The organism is Pseudomonas brassicacearum (genome assembly GCF_009601685.2).
Taxonomy (GTDB): Bacteria; Pseudomonadota; Gammaproteobacteria; order Pseudomonadales; family Pseudomonadaceae; genus Aquipseudomonas; species Aquipseudomonas kilonensis_B.
On the sequence record NZ_CP045701.2, the window covers coordinates 4951017 to 4973076 of the forward strand.

The following is a 22060-nucleotide window of genomic DNA, read 5'->3' on the forward strand; positions in this document are numbered from 1 at the left end:
GGCGGGATCGCTCACAGTTCGACGCCTTTCTGCGCCTTGATACCCGCCTGGAACGCATGCTTGATCATGCCCATTTCAGTCACGGTGTCGGCCAGCTCGATCATCTCGGGCTTGGCGCCGCGACCGGTCACCACCACGTGCTGCATCGGTGGGCGAGCCTGCAGATCGCTCAGCACTTGATCGAGGTCGAGGTAACCGTGCTTGAGGGCAATGTTCAACTCGTCGAGCACCACCAGGCCGATGGACGGATCACTGAGCAACTGGCGCGATACTGCCCAGGCGGCTTCGGCGGCAGCGATGTCGCGCTGACGGTCCTGGGTTTCCCAGGTGAAGCCTTCACCCATGACGTGAAAGCGCACCTGCTCCGGGAAACGACGGAAGAACAGTTCTTCACCGGTGCTGTTGCGCCCCTTGATGAACTGCACCACGCCGCATTGCATGCCGTGGCCCATGGACCGCGCAAGCATGCCGAACGCCGAACTGCTCTTGCCCTTGCCGTTGCCCGTCAGCACCAGCAACAAGCCGCATTCATTTGGCGAGTTGGCGATGCGCTCGTCGATCACGGCTTTCTTGCGCAGCATGCGCGCCAGGTGGCGTTCGTCGCGATCAGGGGTGTCGGTCATGGGAGCTCTCCGTTGGGATTGGATAACGGCGGGCGGGCACAAAAAAAGACGGCAACAAGCCTGGCATCGCCCACCGTGATGCCGTTGGATGAATCAGGCCGGTCTCCGGGCTCATGAGCGGCGTGGTGCCTGGCTGCGCGCCTTCCCATGTCTGCGACACAGTGGTTTGTGGCCTGCGTGGCCACAAAGCGCAGCGTTGACTCATTTACCGTTGCGGGGGCAGCGCCGGGTTCGTGTGCACTCACCGGCTTCCCTGTTTCACTCTGTCGACCGCAGCCACAGAGCACCTGAAACAAGCCGCGAAGGTTAGAGGGTTGGGGGTGGAGCGTCAATTAAAGCCGCCTGTCGGGGCAATCATTGGCGCCGATCAATAAAATGACGCCAATCTTGTGTGATTCTGCAGCAAGTGATATCAAAGCGACATTACGACCCGATATCACAACAACAAGAGGGCAAAACATGCAAGGCATGCTCATCAGCAATCCGAAATTGGAATTCCTGCGCCCGATGCTGGAACGCTGGTTTGACTGTATCGACCGCTACAACGCCGTGCGTGGCGATAACGACACGCCTTACTGGTTCGATGAAAAAGCCAACCTCGGATTGCTGTCGGCCGCCGCCTGGATGGCTGAGATGGTCACGCTGCAGAACGCGCCGACCCGCAAGCAGAATGAAGAAGGCGAACGCAACGTCAGCGCCGATCTGTTCATCGCCAACACCGAGGAGCGCGCCTTCATCCAGGCCACTCAGCGCTGGCCCAAGGTCAATAACCTGAACCTGACGCAGCCGCTGCTGGAAGCCACCAGCGATGCCAAGCGCATCAGTTATGCCAGCGACCTGAAGCTAGGCTGCCTGTTCGTCTCGCCGCAAAAAGCCCAGCAAAGCGCCACGCCCGAAGAATTGCAGGACATGATTGACGACCTGCAAAAGGAAAACACCTGTGCCGTGGCCTGGTATTTCCCTTACGCCTATCGCAAGTTGCGCAACGAAGCCGGCCATTACCATCCAGGCATTGCAGTGCTGTTCAAGCAAGCCCACGGCTGATTCATTCAACAAGCAACTGGGTAAACAAGCCCCCCACAAGGAGCTTGTTTGCCTGGTTGACGAGGCCTACACGCGGTTGAACCATCACGCGTCTACGCTCCTCTATGAATAACTACATGCATTCATAGGGAAGCCAGCATGCTCAAGCCACCCCATCTTTTGATCGTCGCCCTTGCCGCCGGGCTTGTCGCTTGTGGCGAGTCTTCCACCTTGCAAGTGTCCGACGGCACCGGCCCAGCGCCGAAACTGCCCGAACCGAACAAGACCCTCATCCCCACCGTCAACATCGCCGAAGCCATCGGCTGGCCGCAAGTCGCCAAGCCGACCCCGGCCCAGGGCCTGCAGGTGGGCGCGTTCGCTGAAGGGCTTGATCATCCACGCTGGCTCTATGTGTTGCCCAATGGCGATGTGCTGGTGGCCGAAACCAACGCCCCGCCCAAGCCGGACGATGCCAAGGGCATCCGGGGCTGGGTGATGAAAAAAGTCATGGGCCGAGCCGGCGCCGGCGTGCCCAGCCCCAATCGCATCACACTGCTGCGCGATGCCAATCACGACGGCATCGCCGAAACCCGCACAGTGTTCCTGGAAAACCTCAACTCACCGTTCGGCATGGCCCTGGTCGGCAATGACCTGTACGTGGCCGACACCGACCGGCTGATCCGCTTCCCTTATCGGGACGGTGACACGCAGATCAAGGCACAGCCGACCAAGGTCGTCGACTTGCCGGGGGGCTCCATCAACCATCACTGGACCAAGAATGTGATTGCCAGCCGCGACGGCAGCAAGCTGTACGTCACCACTGGCTCGAACAGCAACGTCGCGGAAAACGGCATGGAGGCCGAAGAAGGTCGCGCCGCCATCTGGGAAGTGGATCGTGCCAGCGGCAATCACCGCATCTTCGCCTCGGGCTTGCGCAACCCCAACGGCCTGGCTTGGGAGCCCCGCAGCGGCGCGCTCTGGACAGCGGTGAACGAGCGCGATGAGATCGGCAGCGACCTGGTGCCGGACTACATCACATCGGTCAAGGAAGGTGCCTTTTATGGCTGGCCTTACAGTTATTACGGGCAGAACGTCGATGTCCGGGTCGAACCACAGAACCCGGCCCTGGTGGCCAAGGCCATCGCCCCGGACTACGCCGTCGGCCCTCACACCGCCTCGTTGGGCCTGACCTTTGCCGAGGGCAGCACCTTACCTGCACCGTTTACCGAAGGGGCCTTCGTCGGCCAGCACGGTTCCTGGAACCGTAAGCCCCACAGTGGTTATAAAGTGATTTTCGTACCATTCAACGGCGGCAAGCCGGTGGGGCAACCCGTGGATGTGCTGACCGGCTTCCTGAACGCCGACGAAAAAGCCCAGGGCCGGCCAGTGGGCGTGGTGATCGACAAGCAAGGCGCGTTGCTGGTGGCCGATGATGTGGGGAACAAGATCTGGCGGGTGTCAGGTAAATAAAGCGACACCCCCCTTGTGGCGAGGGGATTTACTCCTGACCTGTGGGAGCAAGGCTTGCCCGCGATGAAGGCGATGCGGTCTCTCAGAGATCGAGCCGCCTGTTTCGCGAGCAAGCTTTGCTCCCACAGATCAGGGCAACAACAACTCAGGGATTACGCGCCAGATGCTCCGGCTGCAACACACGCTTGGCGCCCAGATAGGCCTTCTGCCAATAGGCCTTGGACAGGCTATCGAGCTTGACCGTGCCGCCTGTGGCCGGCGCATGGACAAAACGGCCCTCACCGACATAGATCCCGGCATGGCTGACCTGGGAGCCGCCGCTGGTGGCGAAGAAAATCAAATCGCCAGTCTGCAAGGCTTCCTTGCCGACATCCGGGGCACGCATGCCGATCATCTCGCGGGTGGAACGCGGCAGGGAAATGCCGGCAACGTCGCGGTACACATAGCCAATCAGACCACTGCAATCGAAACCCGAATCCGGCGTGTTGCCGCCCCAGCGATAAGGCGTACCCACCAAACCCAGCGCCCGGAAGAGCACGTCTTCGGCGACCGGGGAAAAGGATTGCGAGGGTGCAAAGACCACCGGGGCCCGCACTGGAGCAGGCGGCGGAGTGCGGCTGGCGCATGCGCTGAGCAGCGCGGCAAGAAACATTAGAGCGAGGCGGGCCGACGTCGACATATGCAGAACAATCCTGATCTGGATGCGGCTTTTCTGCCGTGGACATGAAAACAAATCCGCCCGCGGAGTACGCAGGCGGATTGCCATCAATCAATGATCATGGATTCTAGCGGCTATGAGGCAAACTTCAAGTAAGACTTTAAGTTTGCCTTACAAACTGTGCGCTTACTTGCGAGCAGTGACCACAGTCGGTGCCATGGCGAGGGCGCGCTTGGCTTCGATGAAGGTCTTGCTCCAGTAGCTGTCGCCCAGGTTGTCGATCCGCACGCCACCGCTGCGGCGGCTGCTGGAATGGATGAACTGGTTGTCGCCCAGGTAGATACCGGCGTGGCTGACGCGACCGCGACGACCGTTGGTGCTGAAGAACAGCAGGTCACCGGGTTCAAGTTGGTTGCGAGCCACCAGTGGGGCGTTCACGTTGATCATTTCGCGAGTGGAACGCGGCAGGTTCATACCGGCCTCTTCGCGGAACAGATAACCGATGAAACCGCTGCAATCGAAGCCGGCTTCAGAGGTACCGCCGAAACGGTAGCGGGTACCGATCAACGACATGCCGCGCTCCAGGATGCTGTCGGCCAGTACTGGAAGCTGGTAAGGCTTGCTGTCGGTGAAGGCTTCGAGCTCTTTGTCGGAGGCCATTTCTTCCTGGAGCGCAACGGAGGAAGACTGGGCGGTAACGGAGTTCTTGACCTGTGGTTGTTGCTCTTGCTGGGACACTGGGGAGTGGACAGCGCAACCAAACAACAGGGTAACGAGTGCGAGAGGCACGAGGGGTGCGAAGCGACTTAGCATGGGCACGACCGTGGCTGAAGTAGTAAAGATGGCGAGACTATGCCTTCTATCAACCTCATTTGCAAATTCAATCGATGCAAATGTGACTTCTCGGTTTTACGTTTACATCTAAGCGCTTAAGCCCATTTTGAACGTCACATGGCCTGCAGCCCGGCAGGACCGTGGGTTCCGTCGCGCCCAAAGAAGGCCATGAGCCACTACCTGCAACGGTTCTACCAGCCCAGGGTTTCTTTCAAAAAAGGAATAGTCAACTTGCGCTGGGCCTGGAGTGAGGCCTGGTCGAGGCGTTCAAGCAGCTCGAACAATGCGCTCATGCTGCGGGTACCCCGGGTTAGGATGAAATGCCCGACTTCGTCGGTCAGGTGCAGGCCACGCCGGGACGCGCGCAACTGCAAGGCGCGGAGTTTGTCTTCATCGGACAGCGGGCGCATCTGGAAAATCAGCGCCAGGGTGAGACGGGACTTGAGGTCCGCCAGCTTCACCGGCAGCTCCCGCGGCGACGTCGACGCGGCGATCAGCAGGCGCCGACCGCTGTCGCGCAACCGATTGAACAGATGGAACAGCGCTTCTTCCCAGTCAGCCTTGCCGGCCACGGCCTGGAGATCGTCCAGGCAGACCAGTTCGTACTGTTCGAGGTTGTCGAGGATCTCGACGCCGCGGTCGAGCAACTCGGCCAACGGCAGGTACACCGCCGGTTCGCCCAATTGCTCGAACCGCAGGCACGCGGCCTGCAATAGATGCGTGCGCCCTACCCCGTCCTTGCCCCACAGATAGATCAGGCTTTCGGTCCAGCCGGCGTCGGCTTCGCAAAGCCGCTCGACATAGCCGAGTGCTGCGGCATTGGCGCCTGGGTAGTAGTTGATAAAGGTGGCGTCATCACGCAGACGCACACCTAGGGGCAGCTGAATCGGTTTCATGCTGACTGAACAGTTCCTCGGGAACCGTTAGTGGCCTCTGTGTAAAGTGAGCAAAGTTTATACCCGTGGCGCGGACCGCACAATGCGCCGGACCACGAGCAAAATCAAAGGTTTGCAGCGGCAAGGGCACGCAGCGTCAGTTTCCCTGACACTCCGCCCGCCATTCGCTCTAAAGATCAGGGTCTTCAACGCTGCTATAGATATCTGAATCCTTGTACAAATCGTGCATATGGCGCACCAGCACCATGATCACCGCCGCCACCGGTAGCGCCAGCAGGATCCCGGTGAAGCCGAACAACTCGCCCCCCGCCAGGATCGCGAAGATCACCGCCACCGGATGCAGGCCAATGCGATCGCCCACCAGCAGCGGCGTCAGCACCATGCCTTCCAGGGCCTGCCCGATCATGAACACCGCGACGATGCCCACCATCGGGTACAGGTCGCCACCGAACTGGAACAACCCGGCGATCAACGCCGCGCCAATCCCAATCACAAAGCCCATGTACGGCACGATGGCGGCCAGGCCGGCGATCAAGCCGATCAACAGCCCCAACTCCAGCCCCACCAGCATCAGCCCTGCCGCATAGATGAAGCCCAGGGCCACCATCACCAGCAGTTGCCCGCGCACGAATGCACCCAGCACTTCGTGGCATTCGCCGGTCAGGGTCATAATGCGTTCTTCGCGATGACGCGGCAGCAGGCTGCGAATCTTCGCCATCATCAGGTCCCAATCCCGCAGCAGATAGAAGGCCACCACGGGAATCAGCACCAGGTTCGCCAACCAACCGATCAACGCCAGGCCCGAGGCCGTGGCCTGGCTCAGGACCACGCCAACGATGTCAGAAGTCTGGCCCATGTGCTCGCTGATGGCCGCCTTGACCTTGTCGAACCTCCAGAAACCGTCCGCCAACCCCAGCTTCGACTGCACCCACGGCACCGCGCTGTGCTGCAACCAATCGAGCATCTGCGGCGCCAATTCGTACAGGCGCACCAGTTGCTTGGCGAGCATCGGTATCAGCACCAGCAGCAGCGCGCTTACGATCAGCGTGGCCAGCGCGAACACTGCCACCACGCCCCAGGTCCGCGACAGACCGAGTTTTTCCAGGCGATCCACCACCGGGTCGAACAGATAGGCCAACAACAGCGCAACCAGGAACGGCGTCAGGATCGGATGCAGCAAATAGATAAGCGCAATCAGCAGGGCCACCCCGCCCAACCAGAACCAACGCCGCGTATCGCCCATGAACCACTCCTAGCTATATAAAGAAAGAAAACCTACCAGCGGAACCGCAGATTGGCTGCCGGCGCCGGCAAAGGTGCTGCAACCGGGGCCGAGCCATCGGCGGCGGGCGGCGCCACAGGCAATGGCGCAACGTCTTCGCCGGGCGGGATCTCCTGCAGTTTCGCCAGGGCCAACTGCGCCTTAAGTTGTTCGGCACTGCCGTTGACCCGATAGAAGATCCGGTCGCCTTCAACCCGCTGCAACTGCCCACCGAACGGTTCGAGCAGGCGTCCAAGCGCCGCGTAACGCTCCAGGTTCATGCCCTGCACTTCCAGCAGTTGCTCGGTGGCCACGCCCGGCTTGGTGACGAAGCGCGGCGCCAGGCGCTGGCTCACCGCAAGCATGACCGCGTCGGCCAGGGCCGCAGCATTGGCACCCTGGGCAGTGCCCTGCTCGCGCTGATCGCCCAGCCACAGGCGCCAGGTGCCGTGCCACTGCTCGCCTTCTTCCTTGGCATGGACCGCCAGCAAGGCGTCTGTTGCGTAGCGCTCCGAGGCATCGCGCAAAGGCGCCGGGTCACTGCCTTCCAGGTTCGGCGCGGTGGCAACGATCTGCTCGCTCAAGTCCGCCAGAGGCAGGTGCAATGCCAGGCCTCGATGCTGGGCGGCACGCCGCAATGGTGTGGCGCTGGCCTGGCCATCGCCCACCAGGCTGGAGCCCTCGACCGAGTCGTTCAGCCACCAGCCCAGGATCGATGGCCGATTGGCGCTCCACAGCGACAACCCTGCCGAGCGCAGTGCCCGGTCGGTGCTCGTCGGGTCGAAGTCCACCTTGAGGCTTTCCGGCGGGCCGGCGTCGTAGCCATATTGAAGAATGATCTGCTGCGGGTCCTGGCGCAGTGCCGCCAACCCGGGATTCTGGGCAGCCTTGGCGTCGCCGGTCAGGCGCAGCACCAGCGTATCCAGGGCGCGCAGCGTCGCCTGGTTGCGCTCCTCCGGTGTTTGGCTGGTGACCGGTTCGAGCACCTGATAGAGACCATTGACGGTTTCGGCATGGCTCGCCAGGCTGATCAGCGACAAGCAGCTCACGGACAAGAATTTGAACAAACGCATGGAAGATTCCCGGACATAACGGCTGGAACAGGCCGTGTGAAGAAGATTGAGCATGGCTGTGACCACAGCACCCGGCAAAACATTCACACGCCCGGTGGAAGTTTCGCACGGTCATCACCATAACCGGTTACCGCTACACCTTATACAGACGCGCTACGCAGTACCAATATAAGAAATATCGGTTTTTTTCCGTGGATATGTCCCTGCCCGTCGGCGCGAGGATGGCCGCTGCCCCTCAAGCCTGATAAAATCGCGCGCCTTCGCAGACCGGCAATGGCTGGGCACCTGGAATAATTCGTACAACGGTTATTCAATGGCCCCGGCGGTCGGTCGTTACCCAGAAATCCCCCCTAAAGGCCTGGATCATGAGCAAGCAACCCTCCCTGAGCTACAAGGACGCCGGTGTAGACATCGACGCCGGTGAAGCATTGGTCGAACGCATCAAGAGCGTCGCCAAGCGCACTGCGCGTCCGGAAGTCATGGGCGGCCTGGGCGGTTTCGGCGCCCTCTGCGAGATCCCGGCCGGCTACAAGCAACCGGTCCTGGTCTCGGGCACCGACGGCGTTGGCACCAAGCTGCGCCTGGCCCTGAACCTGAACAAGCACGACAGCATCGGCATCGACCTGGTGGCCATGTGCGTGAACGACCTGGTGGTCTGCGGCGCCGAGCCCCTGTTCTTCCTCGACTACTACGCCACCGGCAAACTGAACGTCGACACTGCCGCCCAGGTCGTGACCGGCATCGGCGCCGGCTGTGAGCTGTCCGGCTGCTCCCTGGTCGGCGGCGAAACCGCTGAAATGCCCGGCATGTACGAAGGCGAAGACTACGACCTGGCCGGCTTCTGCGTCGGCGTCGTGGAAAAGGCCGAGATCATCGACGGCTCGAAAGTCGCCGCCGGCGATGCCCTGCTCGCGTTGCCGTCCTCCGGCCCGCACTCCAACGGCTACTCGCTGATCCGCAAGATCATCGAAGTCTCGGGTGCCGACATCGAAAACACCCAGCTCGACGGCAAGCCACTGGCCGACCTGCTGATGGCCCCGACCCGCATCTACGTCAAACCGCTGCTCAAGCTGATCAAGGATACCGGCGCCGTCAAGGCCATGGCCCACATCACCGGTGGTGGCCTGCTGGACAACATCCCGCGCGTCCTGCCAAAAGGCGCCCAGGCAGTGGTCGACGTGGCGAGCTGGACCCGCCCGGCGGTGTTCGACTGGCTGCAAGAGAAAGGCAATGTCGATGAAACCGAAATGCATCGCGTGCTGAACTGCGGCGTGGGCATGATCATCTGCGTGGCCCAGGAGCACGTCGAGACGGCCCTGAACGTACTGCGTGAAGCCGGCGAACAGCCTTGGGTCATCGGCCAGATCGCCACCGCGGCCGAAGGCGCTGCACAGGTCGAGCTGAAAAACCTTAAGGCGCACTGATGTCCGCAACCTGTGACGTGGTGGTGCTGCTGTCCGGCACCGGCAGCAACTTGCAGGCCTTGATCGACAGCACACGGACCGGCGACAGCCCGGTCCGTATCCGCGCGGTGATTTCCAACCGCGCCGATGCCTACGGCCTGCAACGCGCCAAGGAAGCGGGCATCGATACCCGAGTCCTGGATCACAAGGCGTTCGAAGGCCGCGAAGCCTTCGACGCCGCGCTGATCGAACAGATCGACACCTTCAATCCGCAACTGGTGGTCCTCGCAGGCTTCATGCGCATCCTCAGCGCCGGCTTCGTGCGTCACTACCAGGGCCGCCTGTTCAATATCCATCCCTCGCTGCTGCCCAAATACAAAGGGTTACACACTCACCAGCGGGCGCTGGAGGCCGGAGACACGGAGCATGGCTGCTCGGTGCACTTTGTCACCGAGGAACTCGATGGCGGACCACTGGTCGTACAGGCAGTAATACCGGTAGAGTTGCACGACACGCCGCAAAGTCTGGCGCAACGGGTCCATGCCCGCGAGCACCAGATCTACCCGATGGCCGTGCGTTGGTTTGCCGAAGGAAGGCTGACCCTCGACGATCGCGGTGCCTCACTGGACGGCCAGTTGCTCGCCGCCAGCGGCCATTTGATTCGATACTAGGAGATTTTATGCGTCGCGCCCTGCTCTTCGCTTGCGCTCTGCTTGCCCTGCCCCTGGCACAGGCTGCAGAACTTCAACCATTCTCCGCCAGCTACACAGCCGACTGGAAACAGTTGCCCATGAGCGGCACCGCCGAGCGCAACCTGACCAAGGAGGCCAACGGCACCTGGAAGCTGAGCTTCAAGGCTTCGATGATCATCGCCAGCCTGACTGAAGAAAGCACCCTGACCCTGGACAAGGACACCCTGCTGCCGCAGTCCTACCACTTCGAACGAGGTGGCCTGGGCAAGGCCAAGAAGGCCGACCTGGACTTCGACTGGAACACCAAGATGGTTACCGGCACCGATCGCGGCGACGCGGTCAAGCTGCCGCTCAACCGTGGCATGGTCGATAAATCCACTTACCAGTTGGCCCTGCAGCACGACGTGGCAGCCGGCAAGAAAAGCATGAGCTATCAGGTCGTGGACGATGGCGAAGTCGATACTTATGACTTCCGCGTCCTGGGCTCTGAAAAGGTCGACACCAAGGCCGGCCAGATCGACGCCATCAAGGTCGAGCGCGTGCGCGACCCGACACAAAGCAAGCGCATCACCGTGCTCTGGTTCGCCAAGGACTGGGACTACCTGCTGGTGCGCCTGCAACAGGTCGAGACCGACGGCAAGGAGTACAACATCATGCTCCTGGACGGTACGGTCAACGGCAAGACCGTGAAAGGCAGCTGATCGACGCCGATAACAAAAAGCCCCGCACATGCGGGGCTTTTTGTTGCCTGGATTTCATGGCCACCCGCTCCCACAGGTATTGGCCTTCATCATGAGCATTGTGTCCCACATGAAATCTTCTTCATGAAAGCCCCCTGCGACCGAATGCCGCGCACTGCCTGGCCTGCAGGAAGCGTGCGACTTTCATGAAAACTTCTTAACGCGCCGAAGCGTTTACTTAGCACGCTACCAAAATCTATAACAAAGTCCTGCACACGCCTTGCTGCAGATAACAGAGATTGGAGCTTGCAAGATGACTGTGAAAGTAACTGAACGCGACGACGCCCACATGTCCCACGAAGGTATTGCCGCCGGTATCCGGATCTGGGATGTGCATCAACAGGATTTGCTGGTGGGGATGTTCCACTCCGAAACGGACGCCCACAGCTACAAGGCCGAGCTGGAGCGTGAGGAACGGCAGCGCTCGCGTGAGACCGCAGAGTCCTGAACAACAGAAACCCCATGGACCTATGCCCCTGTGGGAGCAAAGCTTGCTCCCACAGACTCCCACAGTTTCCCTGGAGACCTCTGCAGATGCTCCAGGTTTTGTGTTTAGCTTGCTGTCCGGCTTACCACATCAAATCATCAGGAATCTGATACGCCGCGTACGGATCATCAGCATCCACTTCTTCGGTCTGGGTGTTGAGCTGGACTATGCGTTGGGGGTCGCGTTCCTGGATCTTCAGGGCCGCCTCGCGCGGGATCACTTCGTAGCCGCCGGCATGGTGGACGATCGCCAGCGAGCCGCTGCTCAGCTTGTTGCGCATCAGGGTATTGACCGAGATGCGCTTGACCTTCTTGTCGTCGACGAAGTTGTAATAGTCCTCAGTGGTCAGCTTCGGAAGGCGCGAGACTTCGATCAATTGCTTGATCTGCGCGGCCCGGGCCTTCTGTTCGGCCTTTTCCTGCTGCTGACGGTTGAGTTCCTGGTCGCGCTTGACCTTTTCGGCCATGGCCTCCTGGGCGGCACGCTGCTGGGAGTCATCCAGTTCGATCTGGCCTTTATGGGCCAGGCGTTGCTGCTTCTGTTTCTCTTTGCCGACCTGCTTGGCCTGCTTTTGGTTGACCAGCCCTGCTTTGAGCAACTGGTCGCGAAGGGAAAGGCTCATGGTGCTTACTCACTTAGGCAACGGCCTCAGCCACAGCTGGGCAAATTCTTTTCCTGACGTTTGGCTTCGCCCCACAAGGCGTCCAACTCTTCGAGGGTGCAATCTTCCATGGGACGATGGGTGTCGCGCAATGCCTGTTCGATAAATCGGAACCGCCGCTCGAATTTTCCGTTGGCGTCGCGCAGTGCGGTTTCCGGGTCGACCTTGAGGTGACGAGCCAGGTTCACCACGCTGAACAGCAGATCGCCGATCTCGTCGCTGATGGCCTCCGGATCGTTGTCGGCCATGGCTTCGAGCACTTCGTCCAATTCCTCACGGACTTTGTCGAGCACCGGCAGCGGGCCAGGCCAGTCGAAACCGACCTGACCGGCACGCTTTTGCAACTTCGCCGAACGGGACAACGCAGGCAGTGCCCCCGGTACATCGTCGAGCAACGACAATTGCTCGGGCGCCGACGCTTTCTCAGCTCGTTCCTCAGCTTTTATTTCCTCCCAGCGCTGCTTGACCTGTTCTTCGCTCAGGCGCGGGATATCCACGGGCGCGTACAGATCACCGGTAGGGAACACATGGGGATGGCGACGGATCAGCTTGCGGGTGATGCTGTCGACCACGCCGGCAAATTCGAAGCGATTTTCTTCCCGGGCCAACTGGCTGTAGTACACCACCTGAAACAACAGGTCGCCCAACTCGCCCTGCAAGTGATCGAAGTCGCCGCGCTCGATGGCATCGGCCACTTCGTAGGCTTCTTCCAGGGTATGGGGGACGATGGTCCGGTAGGTTTGCTTGATGTCCCACGGGCAGCCGTACTGCGGGTCCCGCAGGCGGTTCATCAGATGGAGCAGGTCTTCAAGGCTGTACATCAATCCATCCCATCACAAATAACCCTGTGGGAAATAATCCAATAGGAGCAGCCGGTGGTGAGAGCCTGTGGGAGCAAAGCTTGCTCCCACAGGCTCTCACATTTTCGGACTGCGCTTAACCCGGCGTCCGGTTGCGCCGTGTCTCGATGATGTTCGGCAACTGGGAAATCCGCCCCAGCAACCGCCCCAGCGCATCCAGCCCCGGAATTTCGATGGTCAGGGACATCAGTGCAGTGTTGTCTTCCTTGTTCGAGCGGGTGTTGACCGCCAGCACGTTGATCCGCTCGTTCAGCAACACCTGGGACACGTCACGCAGCAGACCGGATCGGTCGTAAGCGCGGATGACGATGTCCACCGGGTAGGTGAGCACCGGCACCGGCCCCCAGCTGACCTGGATGATCCGCTCCGGCTCGCGACCGGCCAGTTGCAGCACCGAGGCACAATCCTGGCGGTGAATGCTCACGCCACGGCCCTGGGTGATGTAGCCGACGATCGCATCCCCTGGCAATGGCTGGCAGCAGCCCGCCATTTGGGTCATCAGGTTGCCCACGCCCTGGATCTGGATATCGCCGCGCTTGCCCGGCTTGTAGCCGGTGGCCTTGCGCGGGATCAGCTCCAGTTGCTCGTTGCCCCGCTCCGGCTCCACCAGTTGCTGGGCGAGGTTGACCAACTGCGCCAGGCGCAGATCGCCGGCACCGAGGGCGGCGAACATGTCCTCGGCGGTTTTCATGTTGGCTTTTTCGGCCAGCTTGTCGAAATCCACCTGCGGCAGGCCCAGGCGACCGAGTTCGCGCTCGAGCAGGGTCTTGCCGGCGGCGACGTTCTGGTCGCGGGCCTGCAACTTGAACCAGTGGACGATTTTCGCCCGCGCCCGCGAAGTGGTGATGTAGCCCAGGTTCGGGTTCAGCCAGTCACGGCTCGGCGTGCCGTGCTTGCTGGTGATGATCTCAACCTGTTCACCGGTCTGCAGGCTGTAGTTGAGCGGCACGATCCGCCCGTTGATCTTGGCGCCACGGCAGTTGTGACCGATCTCGGTGTGGACCCGGTAGGCGAAGTCCAGCGGCGTCGCGCCCTTGGGCAGGTCGATGGCGTGGCCGTCGGGGGTGAAGATGTAGACCCGGTCCGGCTCGATATCGACCCGCAGCTGTTCGGCCAGGCCGCCGATGTCACCCAGTTCCTCATGCCACTCGAGCACCTGACGCAGCCAGGAGATTTTCTCTTCGTAGTGGTTGGACCCGGACTTGACGTCAGTGCCCTTGTATTTCCAGTGGGCACACACACCCAGCTCGGCTTCCTCGTGCATGGCATGGGTGCGGATCTGCACTTCCAGTACCTTGCCCTCGGGGCCGATCACTGCGGTGTGCAGCGAGCGATAGCCGTTTTCCTTGGGGTTGGCGATGTAGTCGTCGAACTCCTTCGGAATGTGCCGCCACAAAGTATGGACGATCCCCAGCGCGGTGTAGCAGTCGCGCATTTCCGGAACCAGCACGCGAACGGCGCGAACGTCGTAGATCTGGCTGAATTCCAGACCCTTGCGCTGCATTTTTCGCCAGATCGAGTAGATGTGCTTGGCTCGGCCACTGATGTCGGCTACCACGCCGGTGGCCTGCAATTCTTCCCGCAGTTGGGTCATCACATCGGTGATGAAACGTTCGCGATCCAGGCGCCGTTCATGCAACAACTTGGCGATCTGCTTGTATTGATCGGGCTCCAGGTAGCGGAAGGACAAGTCCTCCAGCTCCCACTTGATGTGACCGATGCCGAGACGGTGGGCCAGGGGTGCGTAGATGTCGAACACCTCCCGGGCGACGCGATTGCGTTTTTCGTCATCGGCAGACTTCACGGCGCGGATCGCGCAGGTGCGTTCGGCCAGCTTGATCAGCGCGACGCGCACGTCGTCGACCATCGCCACCAACATCTTGCGCAGGTTTTCCACCTGGCCCTGGGTGCCCAGCACCATGGACTGGCGCGGGCTGAGGCTGGCGCTGATGGCCGCCATGCGCAGCACGCCGTCGATCAACTTGGCCACCACCGTGCCGAAACGCTGGCTGACCACCGGTAGCTGGATCTGCCCTTCGCGCACGCCGCGGTACAACACCGCCGCCACCAGCGAATCCTGGTCGAGCTTGAGGTCAGCGAGAATTTCGGCGATCTCCAGGCCCGTCTGGAAACTCGAGGTGCCTTCGGACCACAGGTTCTTCGCTGCGTTGTGTTGCTGTTCCGCCTCGCGAGCGAACTCGCAGGCGGCTTTCAAGGCTTCGCGATCCAGTGCCGGATCGATACTGACCGCGTGATCGAGCCAAGCCTCGAGATTGATACTGCCGTCGGTGTTGATCGGCTGGTGTGCTCTCACCTGTACCATCTTTACTTACCTTCCCTACGACGCAGATTCAATGCGTCAACTTCGCTGACCTTCATGCCCGTGTTTGCGCCCAGGGCTGTGGCGGGTTGGCACGAACGGGTCAGTCGGACAAGCCATCCTGGCTCGCTTCAAATAACGCCATGGCCTCGACATGCGCCGTTTGAGGAAACATATCGAGAATCCCGGCACGTTTTAACCGGTAGCCCTGCTTGATCAGTTCGACCGTATCCCGGGCCAAAGTTGCCGGGTTGCACGATACATAGACCAATCGTTTGGCACCCAGGGACGACAGCTTGCGCACCACCTCGAAAGCACCGTCACGGGGTGGGTCCAAGAGTACCGCAGAAAAGCCCTCGCCGATCCATTCGGCATCCGCCAGAGGCTGGGATAAATCGGCCTGAAAAAAGGCAGTGTTATTCAAATTGTTGCTGACGGCATTGGCCGCCGCACGATCCACCATGGTCTGCACGCCTTCGACGGCCACCACCTGGCGCACGCTTTTGGCCAGCGGCAAGGCAAAGTTGCCCAGGCCGCAGAACAGGTCCAGCACCCGCTCCTCGGCTTGTGGCGCCAGCCATTGCAAGGCTTGGGCGATCATTGCCTCGTTGACCCCGGCGTTCACCTGGATGAAATCCCCGGGCCGGTAAGCCAGTTCAAGGTCCCAGGCATCCAGGCGAAACCCCAGGGCCTGCCCAGGCTCGACCGGTTGCGGCTCGCCTTCACCATGCAACCACAACTGGGCTTCATGAAACGCGCAGAAGTCCTTGAGGATCGTCAGGTCGGCGTCGGACAACGGCGCCATGTGCCGCAGCAATACCGCAAGAGACGAACCGGCGAACAACTCCACATGTCCCAACGCATGGGGTTTGCTCAAGCGACGCAGCATGTCCGGCAGGCGGCTCATGATCGGCTGCAAGGGCTGTACCAGCACCGGGCAATCACCGATAGCGACGATGTCCTGGCTGCCGACGGCACGAAAACCCACTTCGAGTTTTTTCGCCTTCTGGTCCCAACGCACCGCCACCCGGGCGCGACGCCGGTAACCGAACTCCGGCCCGCTCAGGGGGGCGGCCCATTCCTGCGGCGCCACTCCGGCCACCCGCGACAACTGTTCGGCGAGCATGCGCTGTTTCAGGGCGAGTTGTTCGTCATGGGGCAAATGCTGGACGCTGCAACCGCCGCAACGACCGGCATGGCTGCACGGCGCCGCACGACGAAGGTCACTGGGCAGGAACACACGCTCGGTGCGTGCCTCGACCACTTTGCCATGGGCACCGAGTACCCGAGCCTCGACTTCTTCGCCAGCCAGGGCACCGATGACAAACCAGGTGCGCCCGTCAACAAAGGCGATGCCCCGGCCATCATTGGCCAGACGCTCGATGGTCAAGCGCTGCTTTTTACCGGTGGGCACTTGCGGGGCCCTGCTTCCGCCGCTGGGCTGGAAGCGCAAGCCTCTTTCTTGCTTGGCCATCAGTTGGGCGCGTCGAAAATGCCGGTCGACAGGTAACGGTCGCCACGGTCGCAGATGATCGCGACGATCACCGCATTCTCAACTTCCTTGGACAGGCGCAGCATCCCCGCCACGGCACCGCCCGAGGACACGCCGCAGAAGATGCCTTCTTCGCGGGCCAGGCGACGGGTCACGTCCTCGGCTTCGCTCTGGGCCATATCGATGATGCGGTCCACGCGGTCGGCCTGGTAGATCTTCGGCAGATATTCCTCGGGCCAGCGACGAATGCCCGGGATGGCCGAACCTTCCATCGGTTGCAGGCCGATGATCTGCACGTTCGGGTTCTGTTCTTTGAGGTAGCGCGAGGTGCCCATGATGGTGCCGGTGGTGCCCATCGAGCTGACGAAATGGGTGATGGTGCCATCGGTCTGGCGCCAGATCTCAGGGCCGGTGGTGGTGTAGTGGGCCTCGGGATTGTCGCCGTTGGCGAACTGGTCCAGCACCTTGCCACGACCCTCGGCCTGCATGCGCTCGGCCAGGTCCCGGGCGCCTTCCATGCCCTGCTCCTGGGTCACCAGGATCAACTCGGCACCGTAGGCGGTCATCGCCGCCTTGCGCTCGGCGCTGGAGTTGTCGGGCATGATCAGGATCATCTTGTAGCCCTTGATCGCCGCCGCCATCGCCAGGGCAATACCGGTGTTGCCGGAAGTCGCCTCGATCAGCGTATCGCCGGGCTGGATCTGCCCGCGCAATTCGCCACGGGTGATCATCGACAGCGCCGGCCGATCCTTGACCGAACCCGCCGGGTTATTCCCTTCGAGCTTGAGCAAAAGCGTATTGGTGGTCACGCCAGGCAAGCGCTGCAAGCGGACCAGCGGAGTGTTGCCGACGCAATCGGCGATGGTTGGGTACTGCAAAGTCATGGCGTATTCGCAATCCGGGCTGCGGGGGCGCCTATCATACCGGCAAACCTGGCGAGGCCATATCACGCAAAGTAAGGGGGTTATGGCTTATGGGAATAAGCGAGGCGTAAGCCGGGGGCACTGCTGTGTGGAAGTAATCCTTTCCCTACAGAGCCGAGAGCTCAGATCGTGCACACATACCTGCTGTAAGCACCGTCTGTCAGCATTCCTTCTGCCTGCTTGTGGGCTCGTTCCTTTTACATGGAGGGCAAGCATCCCAGGCTATCTGGCTTTTGCACCGTGTTTCTTTACAGTTGCACCGCTAAACGTACAAGCAGGATGCAAAGCAATAACGATGGTCAACGCTTGGTGGAAACAAAGAGATCCGCAGCCCAGCGCCCGGCTACGCTTTGACTGGGTGGGGGGTCGTGGAACGCTTACGTTTTTGGGACCGTTTCGCGCCACGGCGAGAGCACGCTCCCTTGCAATAGGGTCCACGTTCGATGAGCTATGGGGCGTTACCTGTCCCAAAGCAACTGCAAGACGACAGGAGCGTATCCGAACGGGGACAAGTTATAAGACCTATTTTACAAAGATCCCCCGCCCGCAAATCGCTACACTGCGCAGGTAATGCGTGCCGGATGCGCGCAATGCTCAATCAGACCGCTGGATGCAGGAGACAAGTGTGCTCAAGAAACTGGGAATCAAAGGCCGTGTGCTGTTGCTGACCCTGTTGCCGACCAGCCTGATGGCGCTGGTCCTTGGCGGCTATTTCACCTGGATGCAGCAATCGGACCTGCACGCCCAGTTGTTGCAACGTGGTGAAATGATCGCCGAACAACTTGCGCCGCTGGTCGCCCCGGCCATGAGCCGCCAGGACACCGATATACTGGAACGCATCGCCACTCAGTCCCTCGAAGAGACAGACGTGCGCGCTGTAACCTTCCTCGCTCCCGACCGCATACCGCTGGCCCACGCCGGCCCGACCATGCTCAACCGGGCGCCGGAGGGCAACAGCACGCATCTGCTGCAACGCACCGGCAACGACGCCACGCGCTACCTGCTGCCGGTGTTCGGCAAGCACCGCAACCTGGCGGGCGAACTGATTCCCGAAGAATCCGACCGCCTGTTGGGCTGGGTCGAGCTGGAGTTGTCCCACAGCGGCATGTTGCTGCGCGGCTATCGCAACATGTTCGCCAGCCTGCTGCTGATCGCCGCAGGCCTGTGCCTGACCGCGTTGCTGGCCCTGCGCATGGGCCGCACGATCAATCGCCCGCTGAGCCAGATCAAGCAGGCCGTGGCGCAACTCAAGGACGGTCACCTGGAAACCCGCCTGCCGCCGCTGGGCAGCCAGGAGCTGGACGAACTGGCCTCAGGCATCAACCGCATGGCCAGTACCTTGCAGAACGCCCAGGAAGAACTGCAGCACAGTATCGACCAGGCCACCGAAGACGTACGCCAGAACCTGGAAACCATCGAGATCCAGAACATCGAGCTCGACCTGGCCCGCAAGGAAGCCCTGGAAGCGAGCCGGATCAAATCCGAGTTCCTGGCGAACATGAGCCATGAAATCCGCACACCGCTCAACGGCATCCTCGGCTTTACCCACCTGTTGCAGAAAAGCGAACTGACCCCGCGCCAGCTCGACTATCTGGGCACTATCGAGAAATCCGCCGACAGCCTGCTGGGGATCATCAACGAGATCCTCGACTTTTCGAAGATCGAGGCCGGCAAGCTGGTGCTCGACAGCATTCCGTTCAATCTGCGGGACCTGCTGCAGGACACCCTGACCATCCTCGCCCCCGCCGCCCACGCCAAACAGTTGGAACTGGTGAGCCTGGTCTACCGGGACACGCCGTTGTCGCTGGTGGGCGATCCGCTGCGCCTCAAGCAGATCCTGACCAACCTGGTGAGCAACGCCATCAAGTTCACCCGCGAGGGCACCATCGTCGCCCGGGCCATGCTCGAAGACGAGCACGAAGATAGCGTGCAGTTGCGCATCAGCATCCAGGACACGGGTATTGGCCTGTCCAACCAGGATGTGCGAGCGCTGTTCCAGGCGTTCAGCCAGGCCGACAACTCACTGTCGCGGCAACCTGGGGGTACCGGGTTGGGCCTGGTGATTTCCAAGCGCCTGGTGGAACAGATGGGCGGTGAGATCGGCGTCGACAGCACACCGGGCGAAGGCTCGGAGTTCTGGATCAGCCTGCGCCTGCCCAAGACCCGTGACGATGCCGAGGACCTGCCCGGCCCGCCGTTGCTGGGCCGCCGAGTGGCGGTGCTGGAGAATCACGAACTGGCCCGCCAGGCCTTGCAGCACCAGCTCGAAGACTGCGGCCTGCAAGTGACGCCGTTCAACACCTTGGAAAGCCTGACCAACGGCATCACCATCGCCCACCAGACCGATCATGCGATCGACCTGGCCGTGCTGGGCATCACCAGCAACGACATGCCACCGGAGCGCCTCAACCAACACATCTGGGACCTTGAGCACCTGGGCTGCAAAGTGCTCGTGCTGTGCCCCACCACCGAACAGACCCTGTACCACCTCTCGGTGCCCAACCCTCACAGCCAGCTCCAGGCCAAGCCCGCCTGCACCCGCAAGTTGCGCCGCGCGCTTTCCGACCTGGCCAACCCGCGCCCGGCCCGCAGCGAACCCCATGAGCCGGTATCCAGCCGTGCCCCGAAAGTGCTGTGCGTAGACGACAACCCGGCCAACTTGCTGCTGGTACAGACCCTGCTCGAAGACATGGGCGCCAAGGTGCTGGCCGTGGAAAGCGGCTATGCGGCGGTCAAGGCCGTGCAGAAGGAAACCTTCGATCTGGTCTTGATGGACGTGCAGATGCCCGGCATGGACGGTCGCCAGAGCACCGAGGCGATCCGCCAGTGGGAAAGCGAGCGGCACTGCACACCGCTGCCGATCGTCGCCCTCACTGCCCACGCCATGGCCAACGAAAAACGCGCCCTGTTGCAAAGCGGCATGGACGACTACCTGACCAAACCCATCAGCGAGCGGCAACTGGCCCAGGTGGTGCTTAAATGGACTGGCCTGGCCCTGCGCAACCAGTCACCGGAGCGCAGTGGCGACGCCCAGGGCGGCAGCGAACTGCTGGTGCTCGATCACGAAGAAGGCCTGCGCCTGGCCGCCGGCAAGGCCGACTTGGCGGCGGACATGCTGGCGATGCTGCTGGCGTCCCTGGAAGCTGACCGTGAAGCGATCCGCCAGGCCTACGAGGCCAACGACCAGAACGCCCTGATAGAGCGCGTCCACCGCCTGCACGGCGCCACCCGCTACTGCGGCGTACCGCAATTGCGGGCGGCCTGCCAGCGCAGCGAAACCCTGCTCAAGCAACAGGATCCCAAGGCCGCCGCCGCCCTGGAAGAATTGGAGCGGGCCATCAACCGCCTGGCCAGCGAGGCACGTATCAGCGCCTGATCCAGGGCAATATCCTGGGAACCGGATTCGCTGAAAATCCACGTTCCGACCCAGGACCGTAGGAGCTGCCGAGCGAAGCGAGGCTGCGATCTTTACGCTGACGATTGAGTCGCAAGCGAAAGATCAAAAGATCGCAGCCTCGCTTCGCTCGACAGCTCCTACGAACTTGTTTTTTGTGCCCGGAGGCCGCCATGCGCGTGATTTTTTTCAGCAGCCAGACCTACGACCGCGACAGCTTCAGCAACGCCCCGGCGCCCGCCGGCCTTCAACTGCAGTTCCAACCCGCTCGCTTGAACCTGGACACCGTGGCCCTGGCCGAACGCCATGAAGTGGTGTGCGCCTTCATCAACGATGACCTCAGCGCCCCGGTGCTCGAGCGGCTGGCCCAAGGCGGCACGCGGCTGATCGCCCTGCGCTCGGCCGGCTACAACCATGTCGACCTGCTTGCCGCCAAGCGCCTGGGCTTGAGCATCGTCCGGGTGCCGGCCTACTCGCCCCATGCCGTGGCCGAACATGCCGTGGCGTTGATCATGGCCCTCAATCGCTGCCTGCACCGCGCCTACAACCGCACCCGGGACGGCAATTTCAGCCTTCATGGGCTGACCGGGTTCGATCTGGTGGGCAAGACGGTCGGGGTGATCGGCACCGGGCAGATCGGCGCGACGTTCGCACGGATCATGGCCGGCTTCGGCTGTCAGTTGCTGGCTTACGACCCCTACCCCAACCCGCAGGTCGAAGCCTTGGGCGCCCGCTACCTGCCCTTGGCCGATCTGCTCGCGCAGGCGCAGATCATCAGCCTGCATTGCCCGCTCAATGAACAAAGCCGACACCTGATCAACGCCCAATCGCTGGCTTCGATGCAACGCGGTGCCATGTTGATCAATACCGGGCGCGGCGGCCTGGTGGACACACCGGCCTTGATAGAGGCGTTGAAAAGCGGCCAGTTGGGCTACCTGGGCCTGGATGTGTACGAAGAAGAGGCCCAGTTGTTTTTCAAGGATCGCTCCGACCTGCCCTTGCAGGACGACGTGCTGGCCCGGCTGTTGACCTTCCCTAACGTGATCGTCACCGCCCACCAGGCGTTCCTGACCCATGAGGCCTTGGCGGCGATTGCCATGACCACTCTGGACAACATCGCCGCATGGGCGGCCGGTACGCCGCAAAACCTGGTGGACAGCTGATCCCACAGGGATGGAGTTTCGTCGGTCAGATCCCTTATGGATCATCCCAAGCCATGCCCCGTGCTAGCATGTCGCGCCTATTTGGAG

At 61.6% G+C, this 22060-nt stretch carries 19 protein-coding genes and 1 riboswitch; of the genes, 8 read left to right on the forward strand and 11 right to left on the reverse strand.

What is annotated here, in order from left to right:
• Window positions 1-11: 11 nt before the first annotated feature.
• The gene (cobO, locus tag GFU70_RS21290) at window positions 12-623 is read right to left on the reverse strand and encodes a cob(I)yrinic acid a,c-diamide adenosyltransferase (RefSeq protein WP_134925410.1); all 612 of its coding nucleotides are present in this window, start codon (window positions 621-623) and stop codon (window positions 12-14) included.
• A gap of 78 nt (window positions 624-701) precedes the next feature.
• Window positions 702-929, reverse strand: a riboswitch (cobalamin riboswitch).
• Between the two features lie 153 nt (window positions 930-1082).
• On the opposite strand from cobO, the gene GFU70_RS21295 reads away from it, so the two are divergent.
• Together GFU70_RS21295 and GFU70_RS21300 are read left to right on the forward strand one after the other, a co-directional pair.
• Complete coding sequence (locus tag GFU70_RS21295) at window positions 1083-1667, forward strand: hypothetical protein (protein WP_058542586.1); 585 nt, start codon at window positions 1083-1085, stop codon at window positions 1665-1667.
• A gap of 138 nt (window positions 1668-1805) precedes the next feature.
• Window positions 1806-3116, forward strand: a complete 1311-nt coding sequence (locus tag GFU70_RS21300) for a PQQ-dependent sugar dehydrogenase (RefSeq protein WP_153388781.1) — start codon at window positions 1806-1808, stop codon at window positions 3114-3116.
• Between the two features lie 145 nt (window positions 3117-3261).
• Here GFU70_RS21300 and GFU70_RS21305 read toward each other — a convergent pair whose 3' ends face one another.
• From GFU70_RS21305 to GFU70_RS21325, 5 genes are all read right to left on the reverse strand, one after another.
• A complete protein-coding gene (locus GFU70_RS21305) occupies window positions 3262-3795 on the reverse strand; it encodes a C40 family peptidase (protein WP_116641493.1) in 534 nt (177 codons plus the stop codon).
• Window positions 3796-3960: 165 nt separating this feature from the next.
• A complete protein-coding gene (locus tag GFU70_RS21310) occupies window positions 3961-4587 on the reverse strand; it encodes a C40 family peptidase (RefSeq protein WP_153388782.1) in 627 nt (208 codons plus the stop codon).
• 212 nt (window positions 4588-4799) lie between these two features.
• Window positions 4800-5504, reverse strand: a complete 705-nt coding sequence (gene hda, locus GFU70_RS21315) for a DnaA regulatory inactivator Hda (RefSeq protein WP_003178999.1) — start codon at window positions 5502-5504, stop codon at window positions 4800-4802.
• 169 nt (window positions 5505-5673) lie between these two features.
• On the reverse strand, window positions 5674-6747 hold the full coding sequence (locus GFU70_RS21320; RefSeq protein ID WP_153388783.1) for an AI-2E family transporter: 1074 nt from the start codon (window positions 6745-6747) through the stop codon (window positions 5674-5676).
• A gap of 32 nt (window positions 6748-6779) precedes the next feature.
• Window positions 6780-7838: a DUF2066 domain-containing protein gene (locus GFU70_RS21325; protein ID WP_058542581.1), complete on the reverse strand. Its 1059-nt coding sequence runs from the start codon at window positions 7836-7838 to the stop codon at window positions 6780-6782.
• A gap of 365 nt (window positions 7839-8203) precedes the next feature.
• Here GFU70_RS21325 and purM point away from each other — a divergent pair, with 365 nt between their 5' ends.
• The 4 genes from purM to GFU70_RS21345 all read left to right on the forward strand — a co-directional run bounded on the left by purM (window position 8204) and on the right by GFU70_RS21345 (window position 11121).
• Window positions 8204-9262 (forward strand): phosphoribosylformylglycinamidine cyclo-ligase, encoded by a 1059-nt coding sequence (gene purM / locus GFU70_RS21330; RefSeq protein ID WP_058542580.1) that lies wholly within the window; start codon window positions 8204-8206, stop codon window positions 9260-9262.
• The gene (gene purN / locus GFU70_RS21335) at window positions 9262-9912 is read left to right on the forward strand and encodes a phosphoribosylglycinamide formyltransferase (protein WP_014339750.1); all 651 of its coding nucleotides are present in this window, start codon (window positions 9262-9264) and stop codon (window positions 9910-9912) included. The genes purM and purN overlap by 1 nt, the downstream gene beginning before the upstream one ends.
• 8 nt (window positions 9913-9920) lie before the next feature.
• Window positions 9921-10634 (forward strand): DUF3108 domain-containing protein, encoded by a 714-nt coding sequence (locus tag GFU70_RS21340; RefSeq protein ID WP_058542579.1) that lies wholly within the window; start codon window positions 9921-9923, stop codon window positions 10632-10634.
• A gap of 292 nt (window positions 10635-10926) precedes the next feature.
• Complete coding sequence (locus GFU70_RS21345; protein WP_058542578.1) at window positions 10927-11121, forward strand: hypothetical protein; 195 nt, start codon at window positions 10927-10929, stop codon at window positions 11119-11121.
• A gap of 121 nt (window positions 11122-11242) precedes the next feature.
• Here the strand turns inward: GFU70_RS21345 and GFU70_RS21350 are convergent, their stop codons facing one another.
• The 5 genes from GFU70_RS21350 to cysM all read right to left on the reverse strand — a co-directional run bounded on the left by GFU70_RS21350 (window position 11243) and on the right by cysM (window position 17377).
• Window positions 11243-11782, reverse strand: a complete 540-nt coding sequence (locus GFU70_RS21350) for a DUF2058 domain-containing protein (protein WP_058542577.1) — start codon at window positions 11780-11782, stop codon at window positions 11243-11245.
• 26 nt (window positions 11783-11808) lie between these two features.
• Complete coding sequence (gene mazG, locus GFU70_RS21355) at window positions 11809-12642, reverse strand: nucleoside triphosphate pyrophosphohydrolase (RefSeq protein ID WP_058542576.1); 834 nt, start codon at window positions 12640-12642, stop codon at window positions 11809-11811.
• Between the two features lie 115 nt (window positions 12643-12757).
• Window positions 12758-15004 (reverse strand): GTP diphosphokinase, encoded by a 2247-nt coding sequence (relA, locus tag GFU70_RS21360; RefSeq protein ID WP_058542575.1) that lies wholly within the window; start codon window positions 15002-15004, stop codon window positions 12758-12760.
• A gap of 100 nt (window positions 15005-15104) precedes the next feature.
• Window positions 15105-16475 carry a 23S rRNA (uracil(1939)-C(5))-methyltransferase RlmD gene (rlmD, locus tag GFU70_RS21365; RefSeq protein ID WP_153388784.1) on the reverse strand — a complete coding sequence of 457 codons (1371 nt, stop codon included), beginning with the start codon at window positions 16473-16475 and terminating at the stop codon, window positions 15105-15107.
• Complete coding sequence (cysM, locus tag GFU70_RS21370; protein ID WP_058542573.1) at window positions 16475-17377, reverse strand: cysteine synthase CysM; 903 nt, start codon at window positions 17375-17377, stop codon at window positions 16475-16477. Before cysM ends, rlmD begins: the two co-directional genes overlap by 1 nt.
• A gap of 664 nt (window positions 17378-18041) precedes the next feature.
• Here cysM and GFU70_RS21375 point away from each other — a divergent pair.
• On the forward strand, window positions 18042-20792 hold the full coding sequence (locus GFU70_RS21375; RefSeq protein ID WP_153388785.1) for a response regulator: 2751 nt from the start codon (window positions 18042-18044) through the stop codon (window positions 20790-20792).
• A 191-nt stretch (window positions 20793-20983) separates the two neighbouring features.
• Window positions 20984-21973 carry a 2-hydroxyacid dehydrogenase gene (locus GFU70_RS21380; protein ID WP_153388786.1) on the forward strand — a complete coding sequence of 330 codons (990 nt, stop codon included), beginning with the start codon at window positions 20984-20986 and terminating at the stop codon, window positions 21971-21973.
• The last annotated feature ends 87 nt before the right edge of the window (window positions 21974-22060 follow it).

Coding starts and splice junctions, on each gene's coding strand:
- GFU70_RS21295 (WP_058542586.1), top strand. CDS start 1,083: ATGCAAGGCATGCTCATCAGCAATCCGAAATTGGAATTCCTGCGCCCG.
- GFU70_RS21380 (WP_153388786.1), top strand. CDS start 20,984: ATGCGCGTGATTTTTTTCAGCAGCCAGACCTACGACCGCGACAGCTTC.
- GFU70_RS21340 (WP_058542579.1), top strand. CDS start 9,921: ATGCGTCGCGCCCTGCTCTTCGCTTGCGCTCTGCTTGCCCTGCCCCTG.
- GFU70_RS21305 (WP_116641493.1), bottom strand. CDS start 3,795: ATGTCGACGTCGGCCCGCCTCGCTCTAATGTTTCTTGCCGCGCTGCTC.
- purN (WP_014339750.1), top strand. CDS start 9,262: ATGTCCGCAACCTGTGACGTGGTGGTGCTGCTGTCCGGCACCGGCAGC.
- GFU70_RS21345 (WP_058542578.1), top strand. CDS start 10,927: ATGACTGTGAAAGTAACTGAACGCGACGACGCCCACATGTCCCACGAA.
- GFU70_RS21325 (WP_058542581.1), bottom strand. CDS start 7,838: ATGCGTTTGTTCAAATTCTTGTCCGTGAGCTGCTTGTCGCTGATCAGC.
- GFU70_RS21350 (WP_058542577.1), bottom strand. CDS start 11,782: ATGAGCCTTTCCCTTCGCGACCAGTTGCTCAAAGCAGGGCTGGTCAAC.
- GFU70_RS21300 (WP_153388781.1), top strand. CDS start 1,806: ATGCTCAAGCCACCCCATCTTTTGATCGTCGCCCTTGCCGCCGGGCTT.
- GFU70_RS21320 (WP_153388783.1), bottom strand. CDS start 6,747: ATGGGCGATACGCGGCGTTGGTTCTGGTTGGGCGGGGTGGCCCTGCTG.
- cobO (WP_134925410.1), bottom strand. CDS start 623: ATGACCGACACCCCTGATCGCGACGAACGCCACCTGGCGCGCATGCTG.
- relA (WP_058542575.1), bottom strand. CDS start 15,004: ATGGTACAGGTGAGAGCACACCAGCCGATCAACACCGACGGCAGTATC.
- purM (WP_058542580.1), top strand. CDS start 8,204: ATGAGCAAGCAACCCTCCCTGAGCTACAAGGACGCCGGTGTAGACATC.
- rlmD (WP_153388784.1), bottom strand. CDS start 16,475: ATGGCCAAGCAAGAAAGAGGCTTGCGCTTCCAGCCCAGCGGCGGAAGC.
- mazG (WP_058542576.1), bottom strand. CDS start 12,642: ATGTACAGCCTTGAAGACCTGCTCCATCTGATGAACCGCCTGCGGGAC.
- cysM (WP_058542573.1), bottom strand. CDS start 17,377: ATGACTTTGCAGTACCCAACCATCGCCGATTGCGTCGGCAACACTCCG.
- hda (WP_003178999.1), bottom strand. CDS start 5,504: ATGAAACCGATTCAGCTGCCCCTAGGTGTGCGTCTGCGTGATGACGCC.
- GFU70_RS21310 (WP_153388782.1), bottom strand. CDS start 4,587: ATGCTAAGTCGCTTCGCACCCCTCGTGCCTCTCGCACTCGTTACCCTG.